The organism is Pristimantibacillus sp. Z349TD_6 (assembly GCF_056173205.1).
The window spans coordinates 2043484-2067658 of the sequence record NZ_CM149662.1 but is presented as its reverse complement, the minus strand read 5'-3'; the positions used below and the strand labels follow the sequence as shown (position 1 = coordinate 2067658).

25 protein-coding genes are annotated in these 24175 nt (G+C 47.1%); 13 read left to right on the top strand and 12 right to left on the bottom strand.

Annotated elements, in window-relative coordinates; all coding sequences use genetic code 11:
- Nucleotides 1-29: 29 nt before the first annotated feature.
- The 3 genes from AC0VYE_RS08915 to AC0VYE_RS08905 form a co-directional block, all read right to left on the bottom strand.
- Nucleotides 30-221 carry a glutamate decarboxylase gene (locus AC0VYE_RS08915; RefSeq protein ID WP_076267800.1) on the bottom strand — a complete coding sequence of 64 codons (192 nt, stop codon included), beginning with the start codon at nt 219-221 and terminating at the stop codon, nt 30-32.
- A 95-nt stretch (nt 222-316) separates the two neighbouring features.
- Nucleotides 317-808, bottom strand: a complete 492-nt coding sequence (locus AC0VYE_RS08910) for a phosphatidylglycerophosphatase A family protein (RefSeq protein ID WP_076267801.1) — start codon at nt 806-808, stop codon at nt 317-319.
- 422 nt (nt 809-1230) lie between these two features.
- Nucleotides 1231-4902 (bottom strand): DNA polymerase III subunit alpha, encoded by a 3672-nt coding sequence (locus AC0VYE_RS08905; protein WP_475447329.1) that lies wholly within the window; start codon nt 4900-4902, stop codon nt 1231-1233.
- A 141-nt stretch (nt 4903-5043) separates the two neighbouring features.
- Between AC0VYE_RS08905 and AC0VYE_RS08900 the strand changes: the two genes are divergently transcribed.
- The 3 genes from AC0VYE_RS08900 (at nt 5044) to AC0VYE_RS08890 (ending at nt 6275) form a co-directional block, all read left to right on the top strand.
- Entirely contained in the window at nt 5044-5370 is a 327-nt protein-coding gene (locus tag AC0VYE_RS08900; RefSeq protein WP_076267803.1) for a YtrH family sporulation protein, read from the top strand.
- 3 nt (nt 5371-5373) lie between these two features.
- On the top strand, nt 5374-5889 hold the full coding sequence (locus tag AC0VYE_RS08895; RefSeq protein ID WP_076267804.1) for a sporulation membrane protein YtrI: 516 nt from the start codon (nt 5374-5376) through the stop codon (nt 5887-5889).
- An 89-nt stretch (nt 5890-5978) separates the two neighbouring features.
- Nucleotides 5979-6275: a YtpI family protein gene (locus tag AC0VYE_RS08890; RefSeq protein WP_076267805.1), complete on the top strand. Its 297-nt coding sequence runs from the start codon at nt 5979-5981 to the stop codon at nt 6273-6275.
- An 8-nt stretch (nt 6276-6283) separates the two neighbouring features.
- Here the strand turns inward: AC0VYE_RS08890 and AC0VYE_RS08885 are convergent, their stop codons facing one another.
- Complete coding sequence (locus AC0VYE_RS08885) at nt 6284-7663, bottom strand: DRTGG domain-containing protein (protein ID WP_256710874.1); 1380 nt, start codon at nt 7661-7663, stop codon at nt 6284-6286.
- A 71-nt stretch (nt 7664-7734) separates the two neighbouring features.
- Nucleotides 7735-8208: a hypothetical protein gene (locus tag AC0VYE_RS08880; RefSeq protein ID WP_076267806.1), complete on the bottom strand. Its 474-nt coding sequence runs from the start codon at nt 8206-8208 to the stop codon at nt 7735-7737.
- A 231-nt stretch (nt 8209-8439) separates the two neighbouring features.
- Here AC0VYE_RS08880 and AC0VYE_RS08875 point away from each other — a divergent pair, with 231 nt between their 5' ends.
- Nucleotides 8440-8793: a helix-turn-helix domain-containing protein gene (locus AC0VYE_RS08875; RefSeq protein WP_076267807.1), complete on the top strand. Its 354-nt coding sequence runs from the start codon at nt 8440-8442 to the stop codon at nt 8791-8793.
- 78 nt (nt 8794-8871) lie between these two features.
- Here the strand turns inward: AC0VYE_RS08875 and AC0VYE_RS08870 are convergent, their stop codons facing one another.
- A complete protein-coding gene (locus tag AC0VYE_RS08870) occupies nt 8872-9156 on the bottom strand; it encodes a hypothetical protein (RefSeq protein WP_076267808.1) in 285 nt (94 codons plus the stop codon).
- Nucleotides 9157-9246: 90 nt separating this feature from the next.
- A complete protein-coding gene (locus tag AC0VYE_RS08865; protein ID WP_076267809.1) occupies nt 9247-9582 on the bottom strand; it encodes a YlbF family regulator in 336 nt (111 codons plus the stop codon).
- Nucleotides 9583-9818: 236 nt separating this feature from the next.
- Between AC0VYE_RS08865 and AC0VYE_RS08860 the strand changes: the two genes are divergently transcribed.
- From AC0VYE_RS08860 to AC0VYE_RS08835, 6 genes are read left to right on the top strand one after another with little or no spacing between them, the layout of a single operon-like run.
- On the top strand, nt 9819-11189 hold the full coding sequence (locus AC0VYE_RS08860) for a YheC/YheD family endospore coat-associated protein (RefSeq protein WP_475449497.1): 1371 nt from the start codon (nt 9819-9821) through the stop codon (nt 11187-11189).
- A gap of 11 nt (nt 11190-11200) precedes the next feature.
- Nucleotides 11201-12424, top strand: coding sequence for a YheC/YheD family endospore coat-associated protein (locus AC0VYE_RS08855; protein WP_076267811.1), 1224 nt, complete (start codon nt 11201-11203; stop codon nt 12422-12424).
- Nucleotides 12421-13800 (top strand): YheC/YheD family endospore coat-associated protein, encoded by a 1380-nt coding sequence (locus tag AC0VYE_RS08850; RefSeq protein WP_076267812.1) that lies wholly within the window; start codon nt 12421-12423, stop codon nt 13798-13800. The genes AC0VYE_RS08855 and AC0VYE_RS08850 overlap by 4 nt, the downstream gene beginning before the upstream one ends.
- The gene (locus AC0VYE_RS08845; protein ID WP_076267813.1) at nt 13800-14954 is read left to right on the top strand and encodes a YheC/YheD family endospore coat-associated protein; all 1155 of its coding nucleotides are present in this window, start codon (nt 13800-13802) and stop codon (nt 14952-14954) included. Before AC0VYE_RS08850 ends, AC0VYE_RS08845 begins: the two co-directional genes overlap by 1 nt.
- Before the next feature lies 1 nt (nt 14955).
- The gene (locus AC0VYE_RS08840) at nt 14956-15453 is read left to right on the top strand and encodes a GNAT family N-acetyltransferase (RefSeq protein WP_076267814.1); all 498 of its coding nucleotides are present in this window, start codon (nt 14956-14958) and stop codon (nt 15451-15453) included.
- Nucleotides 15410-16588 carry a YheC/YheD family endospore coat-associated protein gene (locus AC0VYE_RS08835; protein ID WP_076267815.1) on the top strand — a complete coding sequence of 393 codons (1179 nt, stop codon included), beginning with the start codon at nt 15410-15412 and terminating at the stop codon, nt 16586-16588. Before AC0VYE_RS08840 ends, AC0VYE_RS08835 begins: the two co-directional genes overlap by 44 nt.
- 115 nt (nt 16589-16703) lie before the next feature.
- Here the strand turns inward: AC0VYE_RS08835 and AC0VYE_RS08830 are convergent, their stop codons facing one another.
- Both AC0VYE_RS08830 and AC0VYE_RS08825 read right to left on the bottom strand, forming a co-directional pair.
- A complete protein-coding gene (locus AC0VYE_RS08830; RefSeq protein ID WP_475447323.1) occupies nt 16704-17381 on the bottom strand; it encodes an HAD family hydrolase in 678 nt (225 codons plus the stop codon).
- A 116-nt stretch (nt 17382-17497) separates the two neighbouring features.
- Nucleotides 17498-17794: a hypothetical protein gene (locus AC0VYE_RS08825; RefSeq protein WP_083681909.1), complete on the bottom strand. Its 297-nt coding sequence runs from the start codon at nt 17792-17794 to the stop codon at nt 17498-17500.
- Between the two features lie 153 nt (nt 17795-17947).
- Here AC0VYE_RS08825 and AC0VYE_RS08820 point away from each other — a divergent pair, with 153 nt between their 5' ends.
- Both AC0VYE_RS08820 and asd read left to right on the top strand, forming a co-directional pair.
- Nucleotides 17948-18718 (top strand): TspO/MBR family protein, encoded by a 771-nt coding sequence (locus tag AC0VYE_RS08820; RefSeq protein ID WP_475447321.1) that lies wholly within the window; start codon nt 17948-17950, stop codon nt 18716-18718.
- Between the two features lie 75 nt (nt 18719-18793).
- Entirely contained in the window at nt 18794-19582 is a 789-nt protein-coding gene (asd, locus tag AC0VYE_RS08815) for an archaetidylserine decarboxylase (RefSeq protein ID WP_475447319.1), read from the top strand.
- A 78-nt stretch (nt 19583-19660) separates the two neighbouring features.
- On the opposite strand, the gene AC0VYE_RS08810 is transcribed toward asd, so the two are convergent.
- Nucleotides 19661-20446, bottom strand: a complete 786-nt coding sequence (locus AC0VYE_RS08810; protein WP_076267819.1) for a helix-turn-helix domain-containing protein — start codon at nt 20444-20446, stop codon at nt 19661-19663.
- 206 nt (nt 20447-20652) lie between these two features.
- Here AC0VYE_RS08810 and AC0VYE_RS08805 point away from each other — a divergent pair, with 206 nt between their 5' ends.
- A complete protein-coding gene (locus AC0VYE_RS08805; RefSeq protein WP_076267820.1) occupies nt 20653-21957 on the top strand; it encodes an aminotransferase class I/II-fold pyridoxal phosphate-dependent enzyme in 1305 nt (434 codons plus the stop codon).
- 108 nt (nt 21958-22065) lie between these two features.
- Here AC0VYE_RS08805 and AC0VYE_RS08800 read toward each other — a convergent pair whose 3' ends face one another.
- Both AC0VYE_RS08800 and AC0VYE_RS08795 read right to left on the bottom strand, forming a co-directional pair.
- Nucleotides 22066-23316, bottom strand: a complete 1251-nt coding sequence (locus AC0VYE_RS08800; protein WP_475447316.1) for an ABC transporter permease — start codon at nt 23314-23316, stop codon at nt 22066-22068.
- Nucleotides 23316-24065, bottom strand: a complete 750-nt coding sequence (locus tag AC0VYE_RS08795) for an ABC transporter ATP-binding protein (RefSeq protein ID WP_076267822.1) — start codon at nt 24063-24065, stop codon at nt 23316-23318. The genes AC0VYE_RS08800 and AC0VYE_RS08795 overlap by 1 nt, the downstream gene beginning before the upstream one ends.
- Between the last annotated feature and the right edge of the window lie 110 nt (nt 24066-24175).

The window sequence follows — 24175 nt, the reverse complement described above, 5'->3', positions numbered from 1 at the left end:
CTCAAGGCGCAATAGTATAGAGCAGTCCATCATAATGGCCGCATAATGGAGTTGAATACTTCTTGAACTTCCTCCAACTCGCCTGACGGAACTAGTATCTCGTATTGCTGTTTGGACAGATTGACGGAGCGGATTTTCACCAGAAACCCTTCATCCGTTAGCCGCTTCTTGATGTTATCTGCAATTTTTGCTGTTGGTGCGATATAAATGACCGTCCACATCATGGTACCTCCTGAAAACTTTGCTTCCACAAAGCTCACTTACTAAGCACAGCTATCCCGGTAACAGGCCATATGATCTCACAATGATACCATAGTTAAGGCGAATCCGGCAAATCATATTGGATCGCTTTCGGGTCCTGATGTGCAATTCGAGCAGACGCGGCAGCGGCTAATCCAGCAACCAGGTCATCTAAAAAAACATGAATACGTTCACCTTTTATATTTAGTTGACGAATAATACCGGGTTTTACTTTATCTAAATATCCGAAGCTCGTCAATCCAATCATGCCGTAAACATTCGTAATGCCGAGCGCAAGCGTCTCATCCACACCGTAAAGCGACTCATCATTTTCCATAATCGATTGCAAAGGCTCTGGCAATAACTTCCGCTCAGCTAACTCATCAAGGGCCATACCCGTATACATGACATATTGGACCTCTCGTTTGCCAAGCACTGCCCTTACGCTTTCCTCACACTCTTCCATCGTCAAATCACCGTTATAGGGACGCTGCAGCGTATAAACGATTTCTGTTACATCATCGATGGATACCCCTCGTTTTAAGAGCCATTTCTCGATTCCTGTCATAGGACTCATCCCTCCCGTAACTGCTTGTACGTTTATCTTGGAAACATAGGCGTGAGCAGATGACATTGTCCTCAGGCGGCGCTCGCACTCTCCGAGCCCCATAGCCATCTTCACATGTATCTCTAAACATATGCACAGGTAGGCTCTGATGTGCATACGAAATGCCGTTGCTTGCAAGATAAAGCAGGAGGGTAGAAATCCTATTGCATCAATACCAAATATTCATGGCAAAAGAATAATTTTTCTTCTTATTTTTTTTGCATAATCTCACTATCGAAATAATTACAAACCACGGTTTGCTCAGCTCAAACCTATTCTCGCCATTGCATATTTTCAAGCACAAGATCAGCATCTAATTTCTGATTTGCCAGAAGCGAGAAATCAATTGCAGAAGGTCTCGCATCAGCATATTTATGTTGTTGTCATTTGACGATGATCGAGCCTTCACCCAAGAGCTGCTCAACGGCTGAGATAAGCTCAGCAGATGGTTTAACGCGATAACTATCGCTGAGAGCAATCGATTTTTGTCCTTGTACATAAAATAACACGGTAGCGAGTTGTCCCGAATGACCGGCCAAAACACTTTTCAGCTGTTCAAGGACGGCAGGCTGTTCATTTTCCGCCACAATTTTTATATATACGCGCTGCGGCTTGCGCTCATCGGATGCAGGTGTAGTACGGTTATTTCCGGACTGAGGGCCGGGTTTGACGTTATTATTATCAGCAGCCTTAGTCTGGAAAGCTGGCCGATTGCTAGGTGACGTCGTTCGGTTAGCTTGGCCTTGCGTTTTCTGAGTACTGCCCTGAGAAGTATAGCTGCTCCCGCCCGTTCTTGCCGCGCGAGCCTTCGCCTGCTTCTGCAGCCTTCCTACGTGATCCGCAAGCTCCATCTCCGCATGTTCAATCGGTACACAATCCTCAACGATGAGCTTATAATCATCATCCTGCTGCTGAACCGTTGCTTGTATAATGGCTAAGCCGCCCTTTTTGAGCTTGCTTTCGATTCGCTTCCAGATCGTTGGAAATACGACAGCTTCCACACGCATTATGCGATCTTCAAGCTCGAGGAAACCCATGGACAGGCCTTTCTTATTCGTGAAAGGTTTGATGGATACGACCATAATGCCTACAATAGCAATCGCCCCGTCCTTTGCATCAGACAGCTCAACCAACCGATCAAGACCTAGCGCCGACAGCTGCTGCTCGGCAGCATCCAGCGGATGGCCGGATAAATAAAGCCCCAGCAGGTCCCTTTCAAAATCAAGCTGTTGCCCTGTCGTGTACGGACGGATATCGGGCAGCTCGACATCCCAGTTCTGCACCTCATCTAAACCAAACATTTCAATTTGCAGCTCTTCACGGTCTTTGCGCCATTTGATTGCTGTCTCTACCGTCTCCTCCAAAGCAGCTAGTAGCTGAGCACGATGTCCTGGCAACGAATCAAGAGCTCCCGCCTGAATGAGCGACTCCAGCACCCGCTTGTTCACAACGCGCAGGTCTACACGTTGGCAAAGATCCAGAAGGCTATCGAAGAGCCGATCCTTTCGCTCTTTTAAGATCGCTTCAATGGCTTGTGTGCCGACATTTTTTATAGCTGCCAGCCCGAATCGAACCGCTTTCTCAACAGGTGTAAACGATACGCTGCTTTCATTAACGTCAGGTGGCAGTACGGCAATGCCCATTCGCCGGCATTCATCCACATATTCAGCGGTCTTCCGCTGATTTCCTGTAACTGAAGCGAGCATCGATGCCATAAACGGCACAGGATAGTTAGCTTTAAGCCATGCTGTCTGGAAGGCGAGTACTCCATATGCTGCTGCATGCGCCCGTGGGAACCCGTAATCGGCAAATCGAACAATCATGTCGTATACATGATTGGCATCCGTTTCTGAATACCCTTGTGCAAGACTACCTTTCACAAAGTGAGCCCGCTCTTCGTCGAGCACCTCACGCTTCTTCTTGGATACTGCTCGGCGCAGCAAATCCGCTTCGCCAAGAGAAAAGCCAGCCATCAAGGAGGCAATTTGCATGATCTGCTCTTGATAAACAATAATGCCATACGTATCAGAGAGAATAGGCTCTAGCGACGGATGAGGATATTCGACCGTTACGAGCCCGTGTTTGCCTTGAATGTATTTAGGAATAAACTCCATCGGGCCGGGACGGTAGAGTGCAAGGACAGAGACGATATCCTCGAATTCCGTTGGCTTCATTTCCTTCAGCACTCGCCGCACACCGGCAGACTCGAGCTGAAAAATTCCTGTCGTGTCGCCGCGGCTCAGCATGGCATAGGTTGCCGGATCACTATCGCTAATGGTGTGGAAATCGATCACTCTGCCGTGCTGCTCCTTAACCGCGTGCAGCGCACGCTCTAGAATGGAGAGTGTACGCAGGCCGAGAAAATCCATTTTCAGAAGCCCGATAGCTTCTAAATGCTCCATTGAATATTGGGTGAGCGGAATTCTCTCGCTTCCTGTTTGTATAGGCGTATAGTGTGTAAGCGGCTCCTGTGAAATCACAACACCCGCAGCATGAGTGGAGGCATGCCTTGGCATGCCCTCAACCTTCAAGGCCATCTTCAGCATAGCCGCCGTCTTCGGCTGACGCTCGCTTGCTTCACGCAGCTCGTTGCTCATGCGAAGCGCTTCCTCAATCGTAATGCCCAGCTGGTTTGGAATAAGCTTAGCTGCTCGGTCCACCTCTTGAAACGGAACGTTCATAGCTCTGCCTACATCCCGAACTGCTGCCTTGGCCGCCATCGTTCCGAATGTAATGATTTGAGCAACATGCTCTTCGCCGTATTTGGCTGCCACGTAAGCAATGACCTCGTCACGCCGTTCATCATTGAAGTCAATATCAATATCGGGCATGGAAATTCGCTCAGGATTAAGAAAACGCTCGAACAAAAGCTTATATTTCAGCGGATCAACATCCGTTATTCGAAGCGTATAAGCAACTAAGCTGCCCGCAGACGAGCCCCGTCCAGGTCCCGTTCTAATGCCTGAATCATGAGCGAAGCGAATAAAATCCCAAACGATCAGAAAGTAATCGCTGAAGCCCATCTTCTCGATGACAGACAGCTCATATTCGAGCCGCTGCTCCGCCTTTTCTCTATAATCAGTATCTTGAACCCACTCTGGATTTCCGCCATATCTAGCAACTAAACCGTCGCGGCATAAAGTAATTAAGTAATCGGATGAACTCATACCCGATGGTACCGGCCGAAAAACAGGAAGCGCAGCGCGTCCAAGCGTCAGCTCAAGCTCACATTTATCCGCGATCTCAACTGTATTCGCAATCGCTTCAGGTACATGTCTGTACAGCAGCGCCATTTCGTCCGCACTCTTCAGATACATCTGATCCGTCAGCATGCGCAATCGATCAGTATCCTCTGTCGTTTTGCCCGTACCGATGCAAATAAGTACATCCTGCATAGCAGCGTCCTCAGCCTGCAAGTAATGTACGTCATTTGTAGCGACCAGCTTAATACCTGTTTCCTCTGCAAGCTTTATCATATCAACAGCTACTTTTTTCTGATCCAGAAGACCATGATCCTGCAGCTCTAAATAAAAGTCGTCTCCGAAAATATCTTTATAACGCAAAGCGCTGCTTTGCGCCTGCTCCAAGCGGTCATGCAGCAGATGCTGAGAGATCTCGCTCCCCAAACAAGAGCTTAAACAAATCAGCCCTTCAGAGTACTCACGCAGCATCTCCAAATCAACGCGGGGTTTATAGTGAAAACCTTCTAAATGTGCTATGGAGCAGAGCTTCATTAAGTTTCGATAACCCGCTTCGTTTTTGGCAAGCACAATCAAATGATAGATTGGATTTTCCTTGCGCGACCCTTTCTCAAAGCGAGAACCAGTCGTCATATATAGCTCGCACCCAATAATCGGTTTTATTCCTTGTGCACGGCATGCCCGGTAAAAAGGAATAGCTCCGTACATGACTCCATGATCGGTGAGCGCAAGTGCCTTCATGCCGAGGTCCGCAGCTTTAGCTGTCAAATCTTTAATTCTGGCGGCGCCGTCGAGCAGGCTATATTCGCTGTGGACGTGCAAATGCACGAAAGATTGTTCATTATGGCCGCTCATCGCATCGGTTCCTTTCCGCTTCGTCCAAAAATAAGATAATTCTATTTTATCATAATAGCGATGGACACGCCCATAGAATGGTAGCAGAGCATACAAGCATGCGATGTTAATCTATAAGACTATATTTTTGGAGGGATACGGGTGAGCTATTTTTTGTCCAAAGCAGGACTTGATTTCTTTATCGCATTTGGCGTTGTGTTAGGTGGATCTACGCTTGCAGCAGTGGGATCAGTGTTTATGCTGATGCCGCCAGCCCATACAATGCTCGATACAGCCATAAAACTGAAAATATGGGCAATCGTCGCAGCAATCGGGGGGTCGATTGATCCCGTTCGAGTCATTGAAAGCAACATTATGGATGGTCAGTTATCGCCGGCAGCCCAGCAAATTTGTTTTATTATTATCGCTTTTCTAGGTGCGCATTTAGGCACAGAGCTGGTGCGGCTTATTTGCAAGGGGGCCACCTAAGCGATGCGCGTGCCGCCGTTTAGCCGTTTCACGAGAGGACTGCAAATGGTAGGAGTATTCACACTCGGGATGATCATTGGCGCAATTGTGTACAATTCGCTTTATTTGGCGCAATTTGAGGCTTTAATCACATTGAAGAGTGAGCTGGAGGTTAAGCTGGAGCAATACGAAACGGATTTAAAGCATTTAAATGAATTCAAGAATCAACATACCGTTATAAAAAGCATCCTGCCTCGTGTAGAGAAAGAAGCCGGCCAAAATACGGGAAGACCCCATCTCGATCAAGTTACCGAGGCGTTGATTATTAAGCGGATAAAAGGGGATTTGAGCGTCTTCCTTGGACAAAGCATTTATGAAATTGACTCTGACGCAAAATTCGCACGCAACCTCCTTGAGAAGAAGGTCTATATGGATGTGAACAGCAAGGACTATACCATTGAGGTTAAGACTATTCTTGTCGTTGATAATGTGCTGCATGTCTGGATTAAGGTGCGTGATTATGCAAAGCCTCCTTCTTAAGCATACAGCTGCGATTCGTGATACAATAGAGCCTGTCTATTCACAAGATCGAAGCTGTACATACGTAACTTAAAAGGAGTTGCTTTTCCATGGATCAACTGATGCAATGGCTGCTTGTGCCGGGCATCCTAATTACACTCGTGCTCTCGGCTGTATTCAGCTTTAAATCACGCCGCTCCACTGATGCGAGAACCCGGGGCCTCTTCACAGCTAGAATGAATATTAGCATGGGAGCCATGCTGCTTTTTATCGCTCTCGTTCAGTTGTTCTTGTCCGGAGAATCTACGCTTCGCATCGTAATTGGCGCTATATTCCTTGTGATCGGCGTATTTAATGTGTTTGCCGGTCTTCGCAATCTCAGCGCGTACAGCTCGACAAGAAATTAAATGTGCAATTAATACGGATCAATCATTTGGGCCGTCAGCATCGCTTTGGCGGCCAAGCCTTGTTTGTCCTTCACTTCGATTTCTAGCTTCGTAAACTTCCGACTCATCTCAAGCGCTTTAGGAAAGATCGTAACCTCACTGTCAATTTGAACCGGCCTAACAAAAAAAGTCGTCATACTCTCCAGCAAATAGTCACGCTTCGCCGTTTCTCGAATCATTTTGCGAGCTGCTTGCGTCATCAGCGTAGAGAGAAGCCCTTCCGACACCATCCCAAGCGCGCCTGACATTTGCGGTGTAATGATTCCCTTATAAGCAATGCCCAGCTCGTCCTGGCCAATGACATTATCATTTGTTGTAGCCATAAAGCCCGTCCACATTAAATCTTCAAATGTCTCTCCGGATTCCGGCTGTTTTCCTGCAAATCGCATCGCATCAAGCACTTCTTGCCTCGTCACAACGCCTAACAGCTTGCGATGCCTGTCAACGATAGGCAACAAGTCAATACCTTCCGCAGCCATCGTATGAGCAGCCGAAGTGACCGTTATATTTGGTGCCGCTGTAATCGGATTTTTTGTCATCACTTTATCTACCGCGCTATCCTCAGGCGATCCCACAGCATCCTTAGCCGTCATCATGCCAACAACCTTGCCCCTTACATCGACTACTGGAAATCTGGAATAACCCGTTTCCCGCGATATCTTATGGAAGTCCAAAACCGTTTGCCCGATTCGCATCACATCAGCGGGTCTGCTAAAGGTTACGATGTCTTCGATCAGCATGATCTTTCGCTTAATAAGCCGGTCGTACATCGCACGGTTGATCATGGAGGCGACTGTAAACGTATCATGCCGCGATGAAATAATTGGGAGAACGCGTTCGTCAGCAAGCTTGATTACTTCCGCACTCGGCTCAAATCCGCCTGTAATCAATACGCCTGCTCCCTCCTCAAGCGCGCAGCGATGCGCCCCGATACGGTTGCCGACTATTAGCAAGCTGCCCTCGTCAATGTAGCGCAGCATCGCATCCAGCTCCATTGCACCAATGACAAATTTATGCAGCGTTTTATCAAGGCCGGCTGCTCCGCCGAACAGCTTGCCTTCCACGATCTCGGCAACCTCGCCAAATGTAAGCTGGTCCAGCGCTTCCCGCCGTTTCCGATCAATTCGCACCGTTCCGATGCGTTCCTTCGTGCTGACAAGCCCTGAGCTTTCCGCTTCTTTAAATGCTTTATAAGCCGTTCCTTCGCTGACGCCTAATTCCTTGGCAATCGCGCGTACGGATATTTTCGTTCCAATCTTCAAGCTTTGTATATAAATCAAAATTTGTTCATGCTTCGTGCTAGTCTCGTTGCCTGGTCCGATTGAAGCCACCTTATATCCTCCGTCCACTTGCCTTTGTTTCTCCCTATTATAGGAGAAAGCGAGGAACAAGTCATGCTCACCCTCATTTCGGGCCTAATCTAGAGCTGCCATTGAAGCAGAACTTGATTCGTACGCAGCCTGCCATCGATCAGCTGACCCTCCAAGCCTTTAAACCGCCATTTCTTGAACAGCTGCTGTACCGTTTGAACGTTGATGGCATCTTCAGCGCCTGACATGATAAACGCTTGCCAATCATATTCAATTGGAATCGGATATCGCAGTGATTGGATAAGGAATTGATTCATTTCTATCACTTGTGATGGAATTTCATCGTATATGCTAGAGAACAAAAAAGAGCTTTGCTCGCTGTGCGGCCGAGAAATAGGATCTGATTTTAAGTCAAGCACATATTCAACGATTTGGGTATGCGGGTTAACGCGACAGCTGAATGAGCCACGAGCAGCCAAAGCCTTATCGACACGGTGAGACAAGCGGTATGTGAACTGAACAAGGAATGGAACATTGTTATAATATGCGCGAACTTTTCTGAAAAATTCGAATTCGTCAACCACTTTGCATCCTCCTCGTGTCCACTGATTTTGCCCTTATATATCCTACCACTTTTATTTAAAATGGTAAATTGATCCTTTAAAGGCAATGATATTATTAGAATGATACTTTTTTACACAATTATAGTAAAGAGACCATCTATTAGTCAATGACTATAGTCACTCTTTTTAATATGCTCTATAGAATGTTGTTGATAGACTAGTAAAGTTTTATCGTTAGGCTGAGGTGAATCAATGAGTGGGATTGCAGGACTTGTAGGAGAGAACATTCGACTGCTGCGCAAAAAAAGAGGGCTTAGTCAAGAACAGCTTGCTCTTCGCGCTGATATAAATGCTTCCTATATGGGACAGGTTGAGCGGGGAGAAAAAAATCCAACGATTGATGTGCTAAGCAAAATCGCGTTTGCGCTTCAAACGCCGCTCGAGAGAATCGTGAACGTTGTTCCAAGCCCCGATGCTGCAGAGGATACTGACGATGAAGGATATGCCACGAAGGTTGCCCACCAAATGAACGGCTTAAGCTTAAAGGAGCAGGAAGCGGTATATAAATTCGTTAAGCAGCTTGTTCAATTTAAAGAAATTCAATAAGAAGGTTTCGTCAAATATGGTTATAAACAAGAAAAAGATCCATCGGTATATTACCGACGGATCTTTTTTTGTTGTATGCTAACCTCGGGCTCTGCGGGCAGTTGTCGCCTTCTGAACAAGCTTCTGCTCCCATAACAGCGCCTTCGCTCTCTTAATGCGCGCGAGCTCCTTCCGTCTCTCATCAGTCATAACCAGCGCATTGACATGTGACGTTATGATGATTAAAGAGAACAAAATCCATACTAATCCGAATACACTCATCAAGCTCCAAGGCGCATTCAGCTCGAGACGCGGAATCGCATATACAAGCATCGCCAGCGCAATAAGCAAATACAATACATGACGGCCTTTTCCGGCTAACATTCCCTTCAGCTCCTTCATACGGTCATAAGCGGCTTATATTCTTGTCCGCATAATCATTCTATGAAGGAGGGACAGGGTATATGTCTACTATTAGTCTACAATGGACTTCAGCACATCGGACATAATGCGGTTAACATCCTCAAACACAACGGCAAACCGGCGCTCCGCATCCATCAATTTGCCTATCAACGGATTAAGCGTAATTACTTCATAGAGCTTGCTCATCTTCTCCATATCTTCGGCAGAAGGCTCTTCACCAGCCATCATTTTTTGCTGTAAAAAGTTTTGCCGGTCGCGAAAATCATCCAGCATTGCCTTTGCATCTGCATCAGCTTCCGCTTCCAGCTTCGCAGCCTTTAATAGCAATGCCTCTTCGCTTTCCTTAAGCGCCTTCGCTAATTCATAAGCTTTGTCATAAATGTTCATTCGTCTCTCTCCCATTCTTATCGCTCTCATTTGGTATTCAATACGTCCAATCATACCCGTTATTCTATACAAGAACCAAATCCTTGATGGAAAAGCATGCTAAAACAACACAAGCTTCAGAACCGTTTCTGATTCACAAAGGAATAGATGTCCTCATATGCTGAAGTAATTCGTGTAAAACACCTATAGGCCGCTAACCTCTTATCGTCATCCTCCTGCTTGGAAGGAGATTTATGATGCTCAAATCGAAAGTAGCCGTACAGGTGATCAGCTCCGGTATGCTTCCGGAGGATACGCTCATGCTTGGCGAAGCACAAGTAAAGCAGTGGAAAATCCCTCAAGGCCAGCACATTCTCGTAAAGTTTGGTGCTTTTCGGCAGCATGTAAAGGTTATTCCTGTCGCAAAGTACGACGGAATGAGGATCAGTCAAAGTTTAGCCAGACAGATGGGATTAACAAATGGCACATCGATCCGACTGCAATACAAAGCCAGCACTGCCACACTCGTTTTTGGGCCTTTAATCGGCGTTCTCATTAGCCGAGATTATCCGCATATGCCGGATAAACCCTTTGGTTCCATTACTATGTTTTGCAGGGAGCTTGTTGAAGCCTGTACAGCGCAAGGCGCGTACGTTTATTTTTTCACACCTAATCAGATCGGCACAAGTATCGACAACATTGATGGCTGGATCTATTCCGACGGCTGGCGGAAGCTCTCGATGCCCGTTCCTGACGTCGTAAATAACCGTCTTACTTCAAGAAAATTGGAGAACAGACCCAGCGTACAACATTTCATGAAAGAAGTAAAACAGCACCATCAGACTACCGTTTTCAATGAAAAGTTTTTGGATAAAACCGAGGTTTTCGATGCGCTTAAGAAAGATGAAAGCTTGGTTCGCTATTTGCCTGAGTCGCATCTGCTGCGCAACTATACGATGCTGAAATCAATGTGCTCTCGGTACAGCAGCGTTTTTCTCAAACCTGTTCGCGGCAGCTTAGGGAAAGGAATTATTCGGATCACTCATCTTGATTCGAGCAATTACCAAGTGATGTATGCGACTTCGGCCGGTACTCGAAGGCAGCAGTATACGAGCTTAGTTAAGCTCTTCTCGACGATTTCCGCGAAGATGAAAACCGTGAGATACCAAATTCAACAGGGATTGCAGCTCATTGAAATCCAGAAGCGGCCAGTCGACTTCCGCGCACTCGTCCAAAAAAATTCAAGCGGTAAATGGACGATCACATCCATTGTAGCCCGTACAGCCGGAACTCATCATTTTGTCTCAAACTTAGCGCGCGGCGGCACGCTCAGCACGGTTGGAGAAGCTGTTGCAAAATCAAATCTGCAGGCAGGGGTTAGCAGGCAGGAAGCAGCGCAGCGGCTCCAACAGGCAGCGCTAAATATCGCGCGCGGCGTTGATGCGCAAATACCAGCACATTTCGGTGAGCTCGGCATCGATCTTGCAATGGATACGGCAGGCCGCGTCTGGCTGCTGGAAGTAAATTCCAAACCGTCAAAAAATGATAACACACCGCTAAATGACAATAAAATTCGTCCATCCGTCCGCATGATGATTCAATACTCCCGTTTTTTAGCGGGCTTTTAACGGAGGCTTCTATGCAGAATCGAAAGGTCAAACTTGCCATTCTCGTGGCCTCAATCAACGATAATGCCTCAGAGCATGCATTTATTCCGGTAATGCCAGAGCCTTCTTTCTATCGTGCGCTCAGCATTGCCGGCGAGCAGCTTGGCATGGACGTTTATGTAGTTACAGCAGAAGACTTTCAGCAGCATACAGAATCTCTCGTTGGCTATCGATTGGAGAACGAACATTTTGCTAAACAGAACGTCCCATTTCCTGACATTATCTATGACCGCTGTTTCTTTACTCAAGCCAATCAGCGAATAAACTGCCGCCGCATGCTCAGTTCTCTTGCTCAAGTTAAGCCTTACCAGCTTCTAAACGGAAAACTTCCTGGGAAGCTCGATGTGTATGAAGCACTCAAAGAAGACCGTATGCTGAGCAGGCATTTGCCGCTTACTCTTCCCATGCAAAGGACACAGCAGCTTCTTGAGCTCGCTGATCGTTTCCGAGGAGGCATCATTCTTAAGCCTTCCTCAGGGATGCAAGGCAGAGGCATCATCCTTGTGAAGCGCAGCCCGTTTGAGCAATCACTGCTCATAAAAGGTCGAAACCGAAGAAACCATTCCTTCTCGCTCTCCTTTAAGGAGGATTTGGCTTTTGAGCGATGGATTCATCGTTTCATCAGTGGAACCTCCTATTTGATTCAGCCCTATTTGGAGCTTAGCGGCAATGACAACAAACCATTTGATTTACGAGTGCTCATTCAAAAGGATGAGAAGAGCAGATGGTCGATCTCGGGAGCCGCTGTGCGCACAGGGCAAGCGGGCTCCTTAACATCCAATCTTCATGGCGGGGGCGGCGCGGTCCCGGCGGCAAAGCTGCTGTCAGCCAAATTTGGAGAGTCAAAATCCGAACGTTTGCTAGAGATGATCCATACAATAAGCAAGCAAACGGCAGAACGACTGGAAAGCAAATTCGGCAGATTTGCCGAGCTCGGGTTAGATTATGGCATTGATCAGAGCGGCCGAATATGGCTGCTCGAAGCGAACTCGAAGCCTGGCCGCTCTTCCTTTCGAATCATAAGCGATCATGAGGCCGAGCGGCTTTCCATTGAAAGACCGCTTCTATATGCACGAATGCTGTCTAGGCGACTATCACCGTCCTTTGTAGCCAATGAATTCGCAAATGGCCGTCGTCATCATTCAAGTTCTGACAACCAATTACGGCCTTTCAACGTTCAGGAGGTTCATCGATGAGTTTGACAACTTGTAACGTACATTTCTCACAGCAATCGAATAAAATTGTCTATTTATCCAGCCCACTGCTCAAACAGCTCAAGCTCTCAGGCAAAAAATCGGTTCACCTCAAGCTGGGCAAAGAGGTAATCGTAGCTGAAATCAAGCCATTGAAGCGGCCGGGCAATCATCTGTATTTATCAACTGCCATCCGTCAATCAATTAAAGTGCCGAAGTCAGGCAACGTTTACGTGCTCAATTCAGGCGATAATGAGGTTCAGCTCGGACCGCTGGTCGGCATACTGAGCGACAATTCGACACGCTCTGAGAGCAATCCTTTTGGTGCGCGTACCGGATTTATCAAGCAAGTCATTAAAACAGGTGAACATAAAGCTTATCTTTTCGGCTTTACACCAAGCGACATCAACTGGCAGCAAGAAACGGTCAACGGCTATTTTCTTAATCCGCAGGGCGGTTGGTATCGCAAAATCGTTCCGCTCCCGGACGTTGTGTACAATCGTCTTCCGAGCCGCAAAGCGGAGACATCCGCATCCATTAATTCACTGCGCGAACGCTTCGTGCGCCGCAAAATCCCATTTTTTAATTGGAGCTTCTTCAATAAGGCCGATGTCTACAAGCTGCTTGATAATGATCCTGAAGCGCTGACTCATTTGCCTGAATCGGTCTCTGGTCCATCTTCCGAAAAAATTAAGGAAATGCTGGAGAAACATCAATTTCTATATTACAAACCTACGGCAGGCAGCCTTGGAGTAGGAATCTACCGACTGACCTATCACCCCAAGCGCGGGTATTTCGCCCGCTATCGCAAGGGCAGCCAAAATGTGCTGCTTCGATTCACGCAATTCAGCAGCTTAATGCGGATGCTTCAGGCGAAACATGGCAGCAGCTTGAATCATTATGTCGTTCAGCAAGGCATTCGCTTAGTTGAGATTGACAGCTGCCCGCTCGATTTCCGCTTCCACATGCATAAGAACGGCAGCAACGAGTGGGTTCCTGCTGGAATTGGTGCCAAAAAAGCAGGCCGAGGAAGTGTAACGACACATGTGAAAAATGGCGGCTCGCTCATGACGCCTGAGCAAGCGCTTGGCAAAACATTCGGCACGCAAGCAGATGCCGTTCTTGAGAAGGCAAAGCTGGCTGCCATTAAACTATCAGAAGCGATCGAACGCAACTACCCTCATAGACTTGGTGAGCTGGGACTGGATCTCGGCATTGATAAGGATGGAGAAGTATGGATGTTCGAAGCGAACGCCAAGCCTGGACGATCAATCTTCAAGCATCCAGCGCTTCGCTCTGAGGGCCGCGCTTCGCTATCTTACATCTTAGAGCATTGCTTATATCTCAGTCGCTTCAAAGATGAGGGAGGTACCAGCTGATGGATAGCTTACTTCCCGATGATGCAGACGTTAGAGAGCAGCGTGCCGGCCGAACCGTATTGGCGATTTTGACGATCGATGATGATGTTCAGCTCTTTCGCGGCAATCGAAGCAATTTTGTCGATTTGATTAGAACGGGTCAATCGATGGGTTTCATCGTTTATGTCCTCACCGTAAAAAACCTGCTTCTGACCAGAAGCAGCTTAAAGGGATATGTCTTCAATGAAGCTGAGGACAGCTGGCAGCAAAGATTGCTGCCCTTTCCCGACGTAATTTACAACCGAATTCCGCTGCGCGAAGATGAGATCCAACCGTCTGTAAGGCAAAAGATCAACGCCTGCCGCAAGCATCCGCGAGTCACGTTGTTTAATCCGGCTTTTTTCAACAAATGGGATTTATTCGAATGGCTTCGTTTATCAAAATTGACTAAACCTTATATCCCATTAACACGAAAACTCGTTTCGGTTACGAGTCTGGAACGCATGATGCGAAAACATTCCTATCTTTATTTAAAGCCAGAAAGCGGAAAAGCAGGAAAAGGCATAATGACGATCAAGGTTCACGCTGAGAAGCAGCTCCCATATCGGCTAAGAATACAAGAAAACAAAAAGAGCACGACTTACAACTGCTCCACCCTTCATAAACTTTGGAGTCGTATTCAGAAACAAAGCGGCAATGAGGCCTATATCGCTCAACAAGGCATCAAGCTCGCCTCCTTCCAGGACCGAAGATTTGACCTTCGCGCGCTTGTTCAAAAAAACCAACGAGGGCAATGGGATATTACTGGAATAGGTGCCCGAATTGCAGGCGCATCCAGCATTACGACCCATGTTCCTCGCGGCGGTATGATTGAAGACCCTGAGAAGCTGCTCATTAATTCATTTAATGAAGAGCAGGCGCGTAAACTGCTTATAAAAGCAAAAAATGCGGCCGTTCTTATCGCTAAGCAGATTGAACGCGCCTCAGGCCAGCAACTCGGCGAAATGTCGTTGGATTTAGGCGTGGACAGCGTAGGGAATATGTGGTTTTTCGAAGCTAATTCTAAGCCTATGAAATTCGACGAGCCTCATATTCGTCAAAAATCGTTAGAGCGCGTATTTCATTATGGAGCTTATTTAGCTAGAACGAAATTAGAAAAAGCAGGAGGCGCATAACGTGGATCTAGAGCTGCTTACACCGGAAGCATGGTTAGCGGAACAAAAAAGACTCATTGGCTTTGCCATTCGCTTCGGAGATAAGCGGCTTGCAGTTTCGACTATTCATGCGCTCCGAAAGCTTGATCCTTCATTGCTACAAGATGGAGTGAGCCGTCCATGCGGCGCGGTTGCTGCTGTTGCTAAGCAGGGCAACCGCGTCGTCGGCTTCGGTTTTGCAGAGGACGGCGGCGAGTCTGCGTGCATGGTCGTCGTTCATCCCGAAGCTCGAAGCCTTGGGATTGGCAGTTCACTCGTTCAAGCCATGATTCAACGTTTAGGGAAACTCACTTGCAATGTGGCAACGGACAATACGGCAAGCATGGCTTTATGTTTTCGTTTAGGCATGACAGCCGTTTCCATGCATAGAGGTCCAACAGGCAAACCGACGCTTCGCTTTGAAAGGGGAACCACGAATGAAACAGCCCGTCCTAGGCATCCTGACTCTATATCTCAATGAAGCCGGACATCTGGAGGAACGTTCCATCTATCAGAAAATGACTTCCGCAGGACGAAAGCTGGGACTAAGCGTCTTCGTGTTTACGCCAAAGGACGTCAATTACATTAACAACAAAATTCACGCGCAGTTCTACAATCTTGACACACAAACATGGTCACGAAGGTGGACCTCGTTTCCAAATATGATTTATGATCGATGCCGAATCCAACGTACCTACCGCTTTGATCAGCTCAAAAAGTTTCGTGAACGCTATGGACATCTTACATTCCTTAATCGCCCGCTTCGCAACAAATGGACCATCCATCGTATTCTCTCGAAAGATTCTCGATATAAAAGCTATCTGCCTGCCACGAAGTATGTCACCGATAATCAAGATATTACCGATATGATCCGAAAACATCAGCTTGTGTATCTCAAACCGATTAACGGAACCGGCGGCAGAGGAATTTTGCGAATCGAACGGCGCAAGGATGGTCAGCTTCACATCCAAGGCCGGGATCAATCAAGGAAAATTATACGACCGCAATATATTTCCACTGCAGGTTTAAACAGCTATTTGACTCCTTGGAATTTAAAAGGCAATCGCTACATCGCCCAGCAGGGCATTCAAATAAAGCTTGCTAGCGGACGTGTGCACGATTATCGGATGCTTGTTCAAAAAAACGGAGAAGGCAATTGGGAAGTTACCGGATGCGCTGGAAGAATCGGGGCATCTGGCAGCATTACCTCTAATTTACACGGCGGCGGCAATGCCGCTACGATGAGCAGCCTGCTCAAGGAATGGCTTCGCGATGATGCGAAGGTCGCGCAGGTTAAGGAAGAGACAGAGAAGCTTGGGGTCGGCATTGCCGCTTACTTAGAGCAAAATTACGGCAGACTTTGTGAGCTTGCTCTCGATTTGGCAATTGATCGAAAAGGCGGGATATGGCTGCTGGAGGTAAATCCGAAGCCAGCTAGGGAAGTATTTGCACAGGCAGGAGAGAAAGAGGTTTATCGCAATGCGATTATTAGACCTCTGGAATATGCCATCTGGCTTTATAATCAGAAGAAGCGAAGGAAAGGTAAAGAGAAGCAGGCTGCTGTATCAGATACTACCCGTGTGGATGAGAGCTTCATTTCTGATAAGGAGCTGTGATGTCTCTGAACACTTAAAATCCATAGCTAAAAAATACACCTGCAAGGGGCGGCCTCATCATAAGGCCTCCCTAACAGGTGTTTTTTTGCGCTTCGCACTATATTCAAGCTGCTTATTATTGTTCCAATAAAGGCAGGAGCTCGCGGAAATCGTTAATCAGCACATCCGCTCCCTCAATTTCTGAAGCACGGCCATATGTAGCATACGCACAGCCGATCGTTTGAAGACCGTTGCCTTTGCCCGCTTCCACATCCGAAGAGCGGTCTCCTACCATCCAAGCCGATTGGATATTGTGATCCTTAAGCAGGCGAGCAACTAAGTCGACTTTGGTTGAAGTCTCATATTCTCCTGCACTGTATAAGCCGTCAAAGAGAGGCGCAATGCCTTTGAATTCAGCAACGCCCTTCACATATTCCTCAAGCCCATTGCTGGCTACAAACAGCTTAATCCCGCGTGAATGCAGCTCACGCAGCGTTTCCTCGACAAATGGGTACAGCTCGCCTTCGCCTCTTTCCAAGCCTTCGCGCTCGTACTGAAGCAGCAAGACATCAGCCCGCTTCCGAGCAGCCTCAGTACTATCTGGCATAACCTGCCGCCAAATATCCTCCAGCAGCATGCCTAAGCAGCTTAGCAGCCGTTCAACAGGCGGCGTTTCATGCTCGTAAAGCCCCTCTTCCCGAAGCGTCTCAAAAACGCGGTGGTGAACAGGCACCAGCAATTTATCCGTTTCAAACAACGTTCCATCCATATCAAATATAACAGCCTCAGGCTTTCGCAGCTTATGTACGCTCATAGTTGAAACCTCCTTCAAAGTCTGCTCTTATCATAACGGAATATAGGAAATGATCGCAAGGCTTGATGAAGGTTAATCGTTAATCATATGCTTCGTGAACGACAGAGATTCTTTAGTCAATTTCGCCTATGCATAGCGGAAGACTGCATCGCTATTCTTGCCAATGCATAAGGGCCAAGATAAGCGCCGCTTATTAAAAAAACGATATTTTTGAGTACACGATGCACTTCCGTCATAAACACCGTATCATTCATGAGAGTCTGTGCTATGGCATCCGCTGCAGCTACAAAAAATAAAAAGATCGCCGTAACCGCAAGCCCATCCAAAACTCGACTGACTGTGGCGCTCATCCGACTCAACCAGCCCATGAGAACTGCGCCAACGGCTAATGCCGCACCAATTAATATCATCATTTGCCATCACCTCTTGTGATAGGTTCGGTCATTTGCTGTACACTTAAACCTCACATTTTTGGATGGAATGAGTATATAGCGAATAAAAGCGACCAAGCTTGTTTACATATGATAAAGAAGTCCAATAAAAGTAACATTTTGGAGGGATGTTTTATGAAAACTCTTATTCGCTGGTTAAATGCTGCCGGTCTCGCTGCCGTGCTTGCAGTTAATGGACTTGCACAGTGGCTTCCTATCAACGGGAAAACGACTGGAGAAATATCCGCCAAGTACCCTGTGCTTATCACTCCTGCGCCATATGCCTTCTCCATTTGGTCTATTATTTATTTGCTGCTGATTGGTTTCGTCATTTATCAGTTCAAGCCACGTGCTGACAAGAGCAAAACCGTACAGAACATCGGCCCATGGTTCATCATAAGCTGCCTGTTCAACGTCGCTTGGATTCTCCTGTGGCACTATGAGAAACTAACCAGCAGCGTATTCATTATGTTCGCTCTGCTGATCTCGCTAATCGTTATTTATACTGCCATTCGAAAGAATAATCAGCCTCCTGCTCCTATGGAACAATGGCTTGTACGGCTGCCTTTCAGCATTTACTTAGGTTGGATTTGCGTAGCTTCTATTGTAAATGCAGCTGTCGTTTTGTACGCCGCCGAGTGGAATGGCCTTGGTTTGTCCGATGCTGGTTGGACTATTATTTTACTCATTGCAGCCAGTTTACTTGCTGTTGTCATCGGTTTTAGGTTTGGGGACCCGGCCTTTGTTCTTGTGTTTGTTTGGTCGTTTATAGCTATTGCCGTAAAGCAGGATCAGCAGCCCGAGGTTAGTCTCTCCGCCAGCATCGCTGCTGCTATCTTAATGATTGCGGCCATTGTTATTTGGGTTCAGGCAAGGAAAGGAAAGCAGTTGCATATTGAAAAATAGAACCGGATATGTCACACTGTTTGATGTGTGTGAGGACGAATGCCTCCTTGCAGGAAAGGACGTGACGGTTCACGTATGATAAAATGGCTGCTTCGTTCCATGACAGAATTAAGCTCGCGCAAATGGATATCTCGCATAACCGGAAAATTCGCTCAATCGGCTGCCAGCCGTCGATTTATTTCCCGTTTTGCTGCGACATATGGCATTAAAACTGAGGAAGCTGAGAAACCTCTAGCCCAATATAAAACGTTAAACGAGTTTTTTACACGGCGATTAAAACCCGGGCTGCGTGATGTGCATGCAGATGAGGACTCGCTTGTCAGTCCAGTTGATGCTCTCATAACCGGAGCTGGTCCAATAAGCAGCGGAACGATTGTTAACGTAAAGGGGCAGGACTACACGATTGAGGAGCTTCTTAATCGGTCTCCGCGAACTTCCAATTATATGAACGGCTATTATTTCGTTCTTTATTTGAGCCCAACCGATTACCATCGTATACATACGCCAGTCAGCGGTCGTGTTGTAGAGCGTGAGCATATTGAAGGCAAAGTTTATCCGGTTAATGACTTTGGTCTTCGCCATATGCGCAGAGTGCTTAGCCGCAACGAGCGGCTGATTACCTATATGCAGCATCATGCAGGAGAAACGGCCGTTGTCAAAGTTGGCGCAATGAACGTAAGCAGTATTCAGTACGTACAGCCCCTTAAGGATGAAATGTTCAAGGGTGAAGAGCTCGCCTACTTTGAATTCGGTTCTACTGTAGTGCTGCTGCTTGAAGATGGAACCTTTACTCCGCGTGACAACGACATGCTTGGATCGAAGGTGCGTATGGGTGAGAAGCTCGGATCGCTTCACGAAAACTAACTGAAGCAGACTTAGCTCAAAACGAAAAACCCCGAATTTCTCAGCGATGAGTGAATTCGGGGTTTTTCGTTTGTTAGCCTATCTGATCTCCGAGGGGCTTCGCCCCGTATACTGCTTAAATTGCCTGCTGAAAAAAAAGATATCCCGATAGCCCAGCGCATCCGCTACCTCGGTCACATTCATCCCGGCGTGCATGAGCAAATGCTGCGCCCGTTCAATTCTTGTGCGAATCATGTAGGTTTGCACCGACATGCCGATCAGCTCTTTGAATTTCATTGAAAAATATCGGGGCGACAGCTGCGCCCGCATCGCTAGATCCTCTACACGGTGCGCAATGCTTGGATTTTGCCGAACAAAGTTTGCCACCTCATGAATGGCCTCCGTCAATTGATTGCTTGCCTTCTTCTCAACTGGCAGCTGCTTGTCCTCTCTAAGCAAATGAATCATCAGCTGTTTAAGAACAAGCTGCGCCTCCTCTTCCGCTGCATACGTTTTTACAAGAAACAGCCTTACATAGCGTGAGAGCATATATTCAAAGTCGACCGTGTCATTCAATTGCCTATACCGACTCGGCACAGCATCTATCGTTTCATTAATGGCAAAGTGAATATAGGATAATACGAGCGGACGCTGCGGGTTATGAGTGGAGCTTGTGTAGTCGCCTGGACGAAACAAGAAGCAGCTTCCCGGACCAACCTCATAGTGAGTACCGTTGACTTCGACTTCCCCTTCTCCGCTCCAAACATAAAATAAATCAAAATTGGCCATCGGCTTCTCGCGTCTAGCCCATCTCCAACCCGGCTCGCATACGATTTTGGCAAACGCAGGTAACAGGATGAACGAATTAGGCGAAATGTGCAGCATAAGGAAACCTCCTGTACAAATCTATGCCGTCATCATACAACAGGGAGAAACTATTGCGCAAGCCACATGAAGTTACGAAAAAATTTGCTTTGTGAATGGTTTCCATCTCAAAAAAAATGTTATAATAGCACCCGACAAGAATAAACGGCTAACGCCTAATTATACTAAATTCAAATGAATGATTTCGGAAGGATGGAATAAAGTCCATGAACCCACTTGCTCAGCAATTAAACGAGACGTTACAAGCAGAAAGCCCTAACGTTTATGCGATGTTGTCAGACTTAGGCAAAGCGATTTATTTCCCGAAGGAGGGCATTCTCAGTCAGTCCGCCGAAGCGAAAACGAAAGCAACTAAATTTAATGCTACTATTGGAATTGCAACAGAAGGCGGACAACCGATGCACCTTAAGGTCATCCAAGATACCCTCTCTGCTTACAATCCGAAAGATATATATGAATATGCGCCTCCTGCAGGAAAGCCTGAGCTTCGTGCTGCTTGGCGTACAAAAATGATCAAAGACAACCCTTCCCTTGAATCAAAGGGCTTTGGTACGCCAGTCGTTACAAATGCATTGACCCACGGTCTTAGCATCGTAGCTGACCTATTCGCTAATGCGGGTGACGCTGTAATCATCCCTAATAAAAACTGGGAAAACTACGAATTGACATTCGGTATCCGCCGCGGTGCTGAAATTGTAGAATACCCGCTGTATAACGACCAAACTCGCTTCAACAGCGCTGGCCTTCGCGAAGCCTTGCTGGCTCAGAAGGACAAAGGGAAAGCCATCGTTGTGCTGAACTTTCCGAACAACCCTACTGGCTACACGCCTGGTCCACAGGAAGGCGATGAAATCATCGCTGCCATTCACGACGCAGCGGAAGCTGGCATCAATGTCGTTGTTGTAACAGACGATGCTTATTTTGGTTTATTTTTCGAAGATTCCATGCAAGAATCACTGTTCTCCAAGCTTGCTGATCTGCATCCGCGCGTGCTTGCCGTTAAAGTTGACGGTGCGACCAAAGAAGAGTACGTATGGGGCTTCCGCGTAGGCTTCATTACGTATGGTTCAACTTCTGCGGCTACTCTGAATGCGTTGGAGCAAAAAACAATAGGTATCATTCGTGCCACGATTTCCAGCGGCCCGCATCCATCACAAACATTCGTATTGCGCGCTTTGACTTCACCTGAGTTCGAAGCTCAAAAAGCGGAAAAATACGATATTATGAAACGCCGCGCCAATCGCGTGAAATCGTTGCTCGACAGCGGCCGTTATGGCGATGTATGGGGCTATTACCCATTCAACTCCGGCTACTTTATGTGTCTAACCCTAAGCGGCGTTACAGCTGAGTCCGTACGTGCACATCTGTTGAACCAATACGGAATCGGAACGATTGCTCTAGGTGAAACAGATCTTCGCGTTGCTTTCTCTTGCATCGAGGAAGAAAATCTTGAAGAGCTGTTCGATACGATTTTCAAAGCGGTTAACGATTTGATTGCTCAAAAAGTATAATAAACACTCGCACTTCATTCGCGAATAATAGCAAAAAGAACCCCTGAGTCAGCATTTCTTTACGAATGCTTCTCTCAGGGGTTCTTTTTTGTATTCCGTCTGCCCTGCTTAGTCTTCATCCTCATCTTTCGCAAGCTTCTTGCGCAAACGCGCTGGACGAATGCCGATATACATGGCGGCAAGAACAATAGCTATGAGCGAAGGGACGTAAACGCCGCCCGCCAAAGCCAGCGGCAAAGCAACAAACAGCCAAAGCAGCAGCGTGCACAGCACCATCGCCAAACGATCGATTTTCAAATATTGCTCGATTCGCTGCTTTTCCGGCAACGGGTACACATGCTTCCAAACCGAATAACGATGGATATGACGCAAGCCGCCTAATTGAACAGCAATGAGTCCCATAAAAATAAAAAATACGAGAACACTGCCATAACCAGATAGCGATACGGCTTCAGCAAACCAATAGGTGATGAGGCAGCCGAGAACAAGCAGCCTTAGTATAATTCCGCCCATCTCGGTTCTAAGCATAGATGCCGTATAGAGATAAACGAATGTATTGCGATTCGAATACGGTATCGTACGCAGAATCCAGCTTAAATAAGATCTTCTTGCAATACTCGATGGGAGTGTAGGTACATCGATAAACAATCCAAAAAAAACATAATACCGTTTACGTGTCCTTGCTTCCTCTTCAATCAGCCTCTCCCAAGGAAAAGGATGTTTTGTTGGAAGACGATAAAGCAGCATAGACAGTATACCGATGAGCAGCGTAAACCCCGCTGCTTGCCAAGCGGTACAAGTAAGCCAAGCAGCCAGCGTCAATGCTGTCATTGCCCAGCGCAGCACACGCATGAGACGTCGCATGCCCGCCCAAGTCATTCGGCGCTCTTTCCATGCTCCCCATACATTGCCCGCCTTCAGAGCGGCAGCCACGACTGCAAGAAGCAATGCGCCGTTAATGGCTGGGCCTTGGTTATAGATCGGCAAATAAAGAAGAAACACAATAGCAGCTAGTATCGAACAAGCAATTGAAGTATGACGGAACGATAAGCGCAAATAACCGGCCATCTCTGCCTCACGCGGCATCATAAAGACGACGTCTCCGGCTGCAAGCCACGTACGAAGCGGACTCCAACACAACACCAACGTTAATGCAATCACACCAACAGTCGCAAAGGGAAAGCTCGCTGGCATATGTCGAATTAAATTTATGTATCCAATCGTGGAGGAGATCAAGATTAAAGACATAAAAGCTGGGAAGCCGCTTTGCCCCATATACCGAAAATAAGGCAAGGTTTCCCCGCGGAATGCCTTTGCTCTTTGCTGCCACATCAGCTCCAGCTTACTTATATTGCTCATCAAACATTGCCCCCAGTAACGAGCTTATAGAAGGCATCCTCCAGAGAACCGCTGCGCATGTCCATGCCTGCTGCTTGTCTAATATCATCGAGCGTGCCGATCGCAACGATTTTACCGTGGTGCATGACGATAAAACGATCGCAATACGCTTCCACAGTTGAGAGGATATGCGAGCTCATAAGGATGGCTGCTCCCTTTTGTTTTACTTCAACCAGCCGCTCCAGCAAGGAACGAATGCCAAGCGGGTCAAGCCCTAGAAAAGGCTCATCGATGATGTACAGCGGCGGCTCAGCGAGCAGCGCGTTCATAATCATGACCTTTTGTTTCATGCCTTTGGATAAGTGGGCTGCAAAGGCTTTACGCTTTGGCGTCATTTGGAACTGCTTCAGCAGCTCGTCCTCACGATCACTATACTGCTTGTCCTTTACGCTATAGGCCATCCCCGTTAAGCGCAAATGCTCTTCAACGGTCAGCTCATCAAATAGAACCGGCGTCTCCGGCACATAAGCAAATGCGCTTCTGTACCGCTCGGTTTCTTCCTCCAGCGTAACGCCATCAACCTTTACTTCCCCCGCCTGCGGCTTCATTAAACCTAAAATATGCTTAATGGTCGTGCTTTTTCCAGCGCCATTCAGACCGATTAATCCTACCATCTCGCCCGCTTTTACCTCAAAGGAGATATCATGCAGTACTGGTCTTCGTGGGCTGTAACCGCCGATTAAACCACTCACCTGTAAAATAGAATCCATCCTATCACCTTCAACTATGTAAATTAGTTTATCTTGTAAACAGCATACCGAATTATCGGACTAATATCAAAGAAAGCAATGATTTGTGTACAAAAGCAAGAAGCATGCAC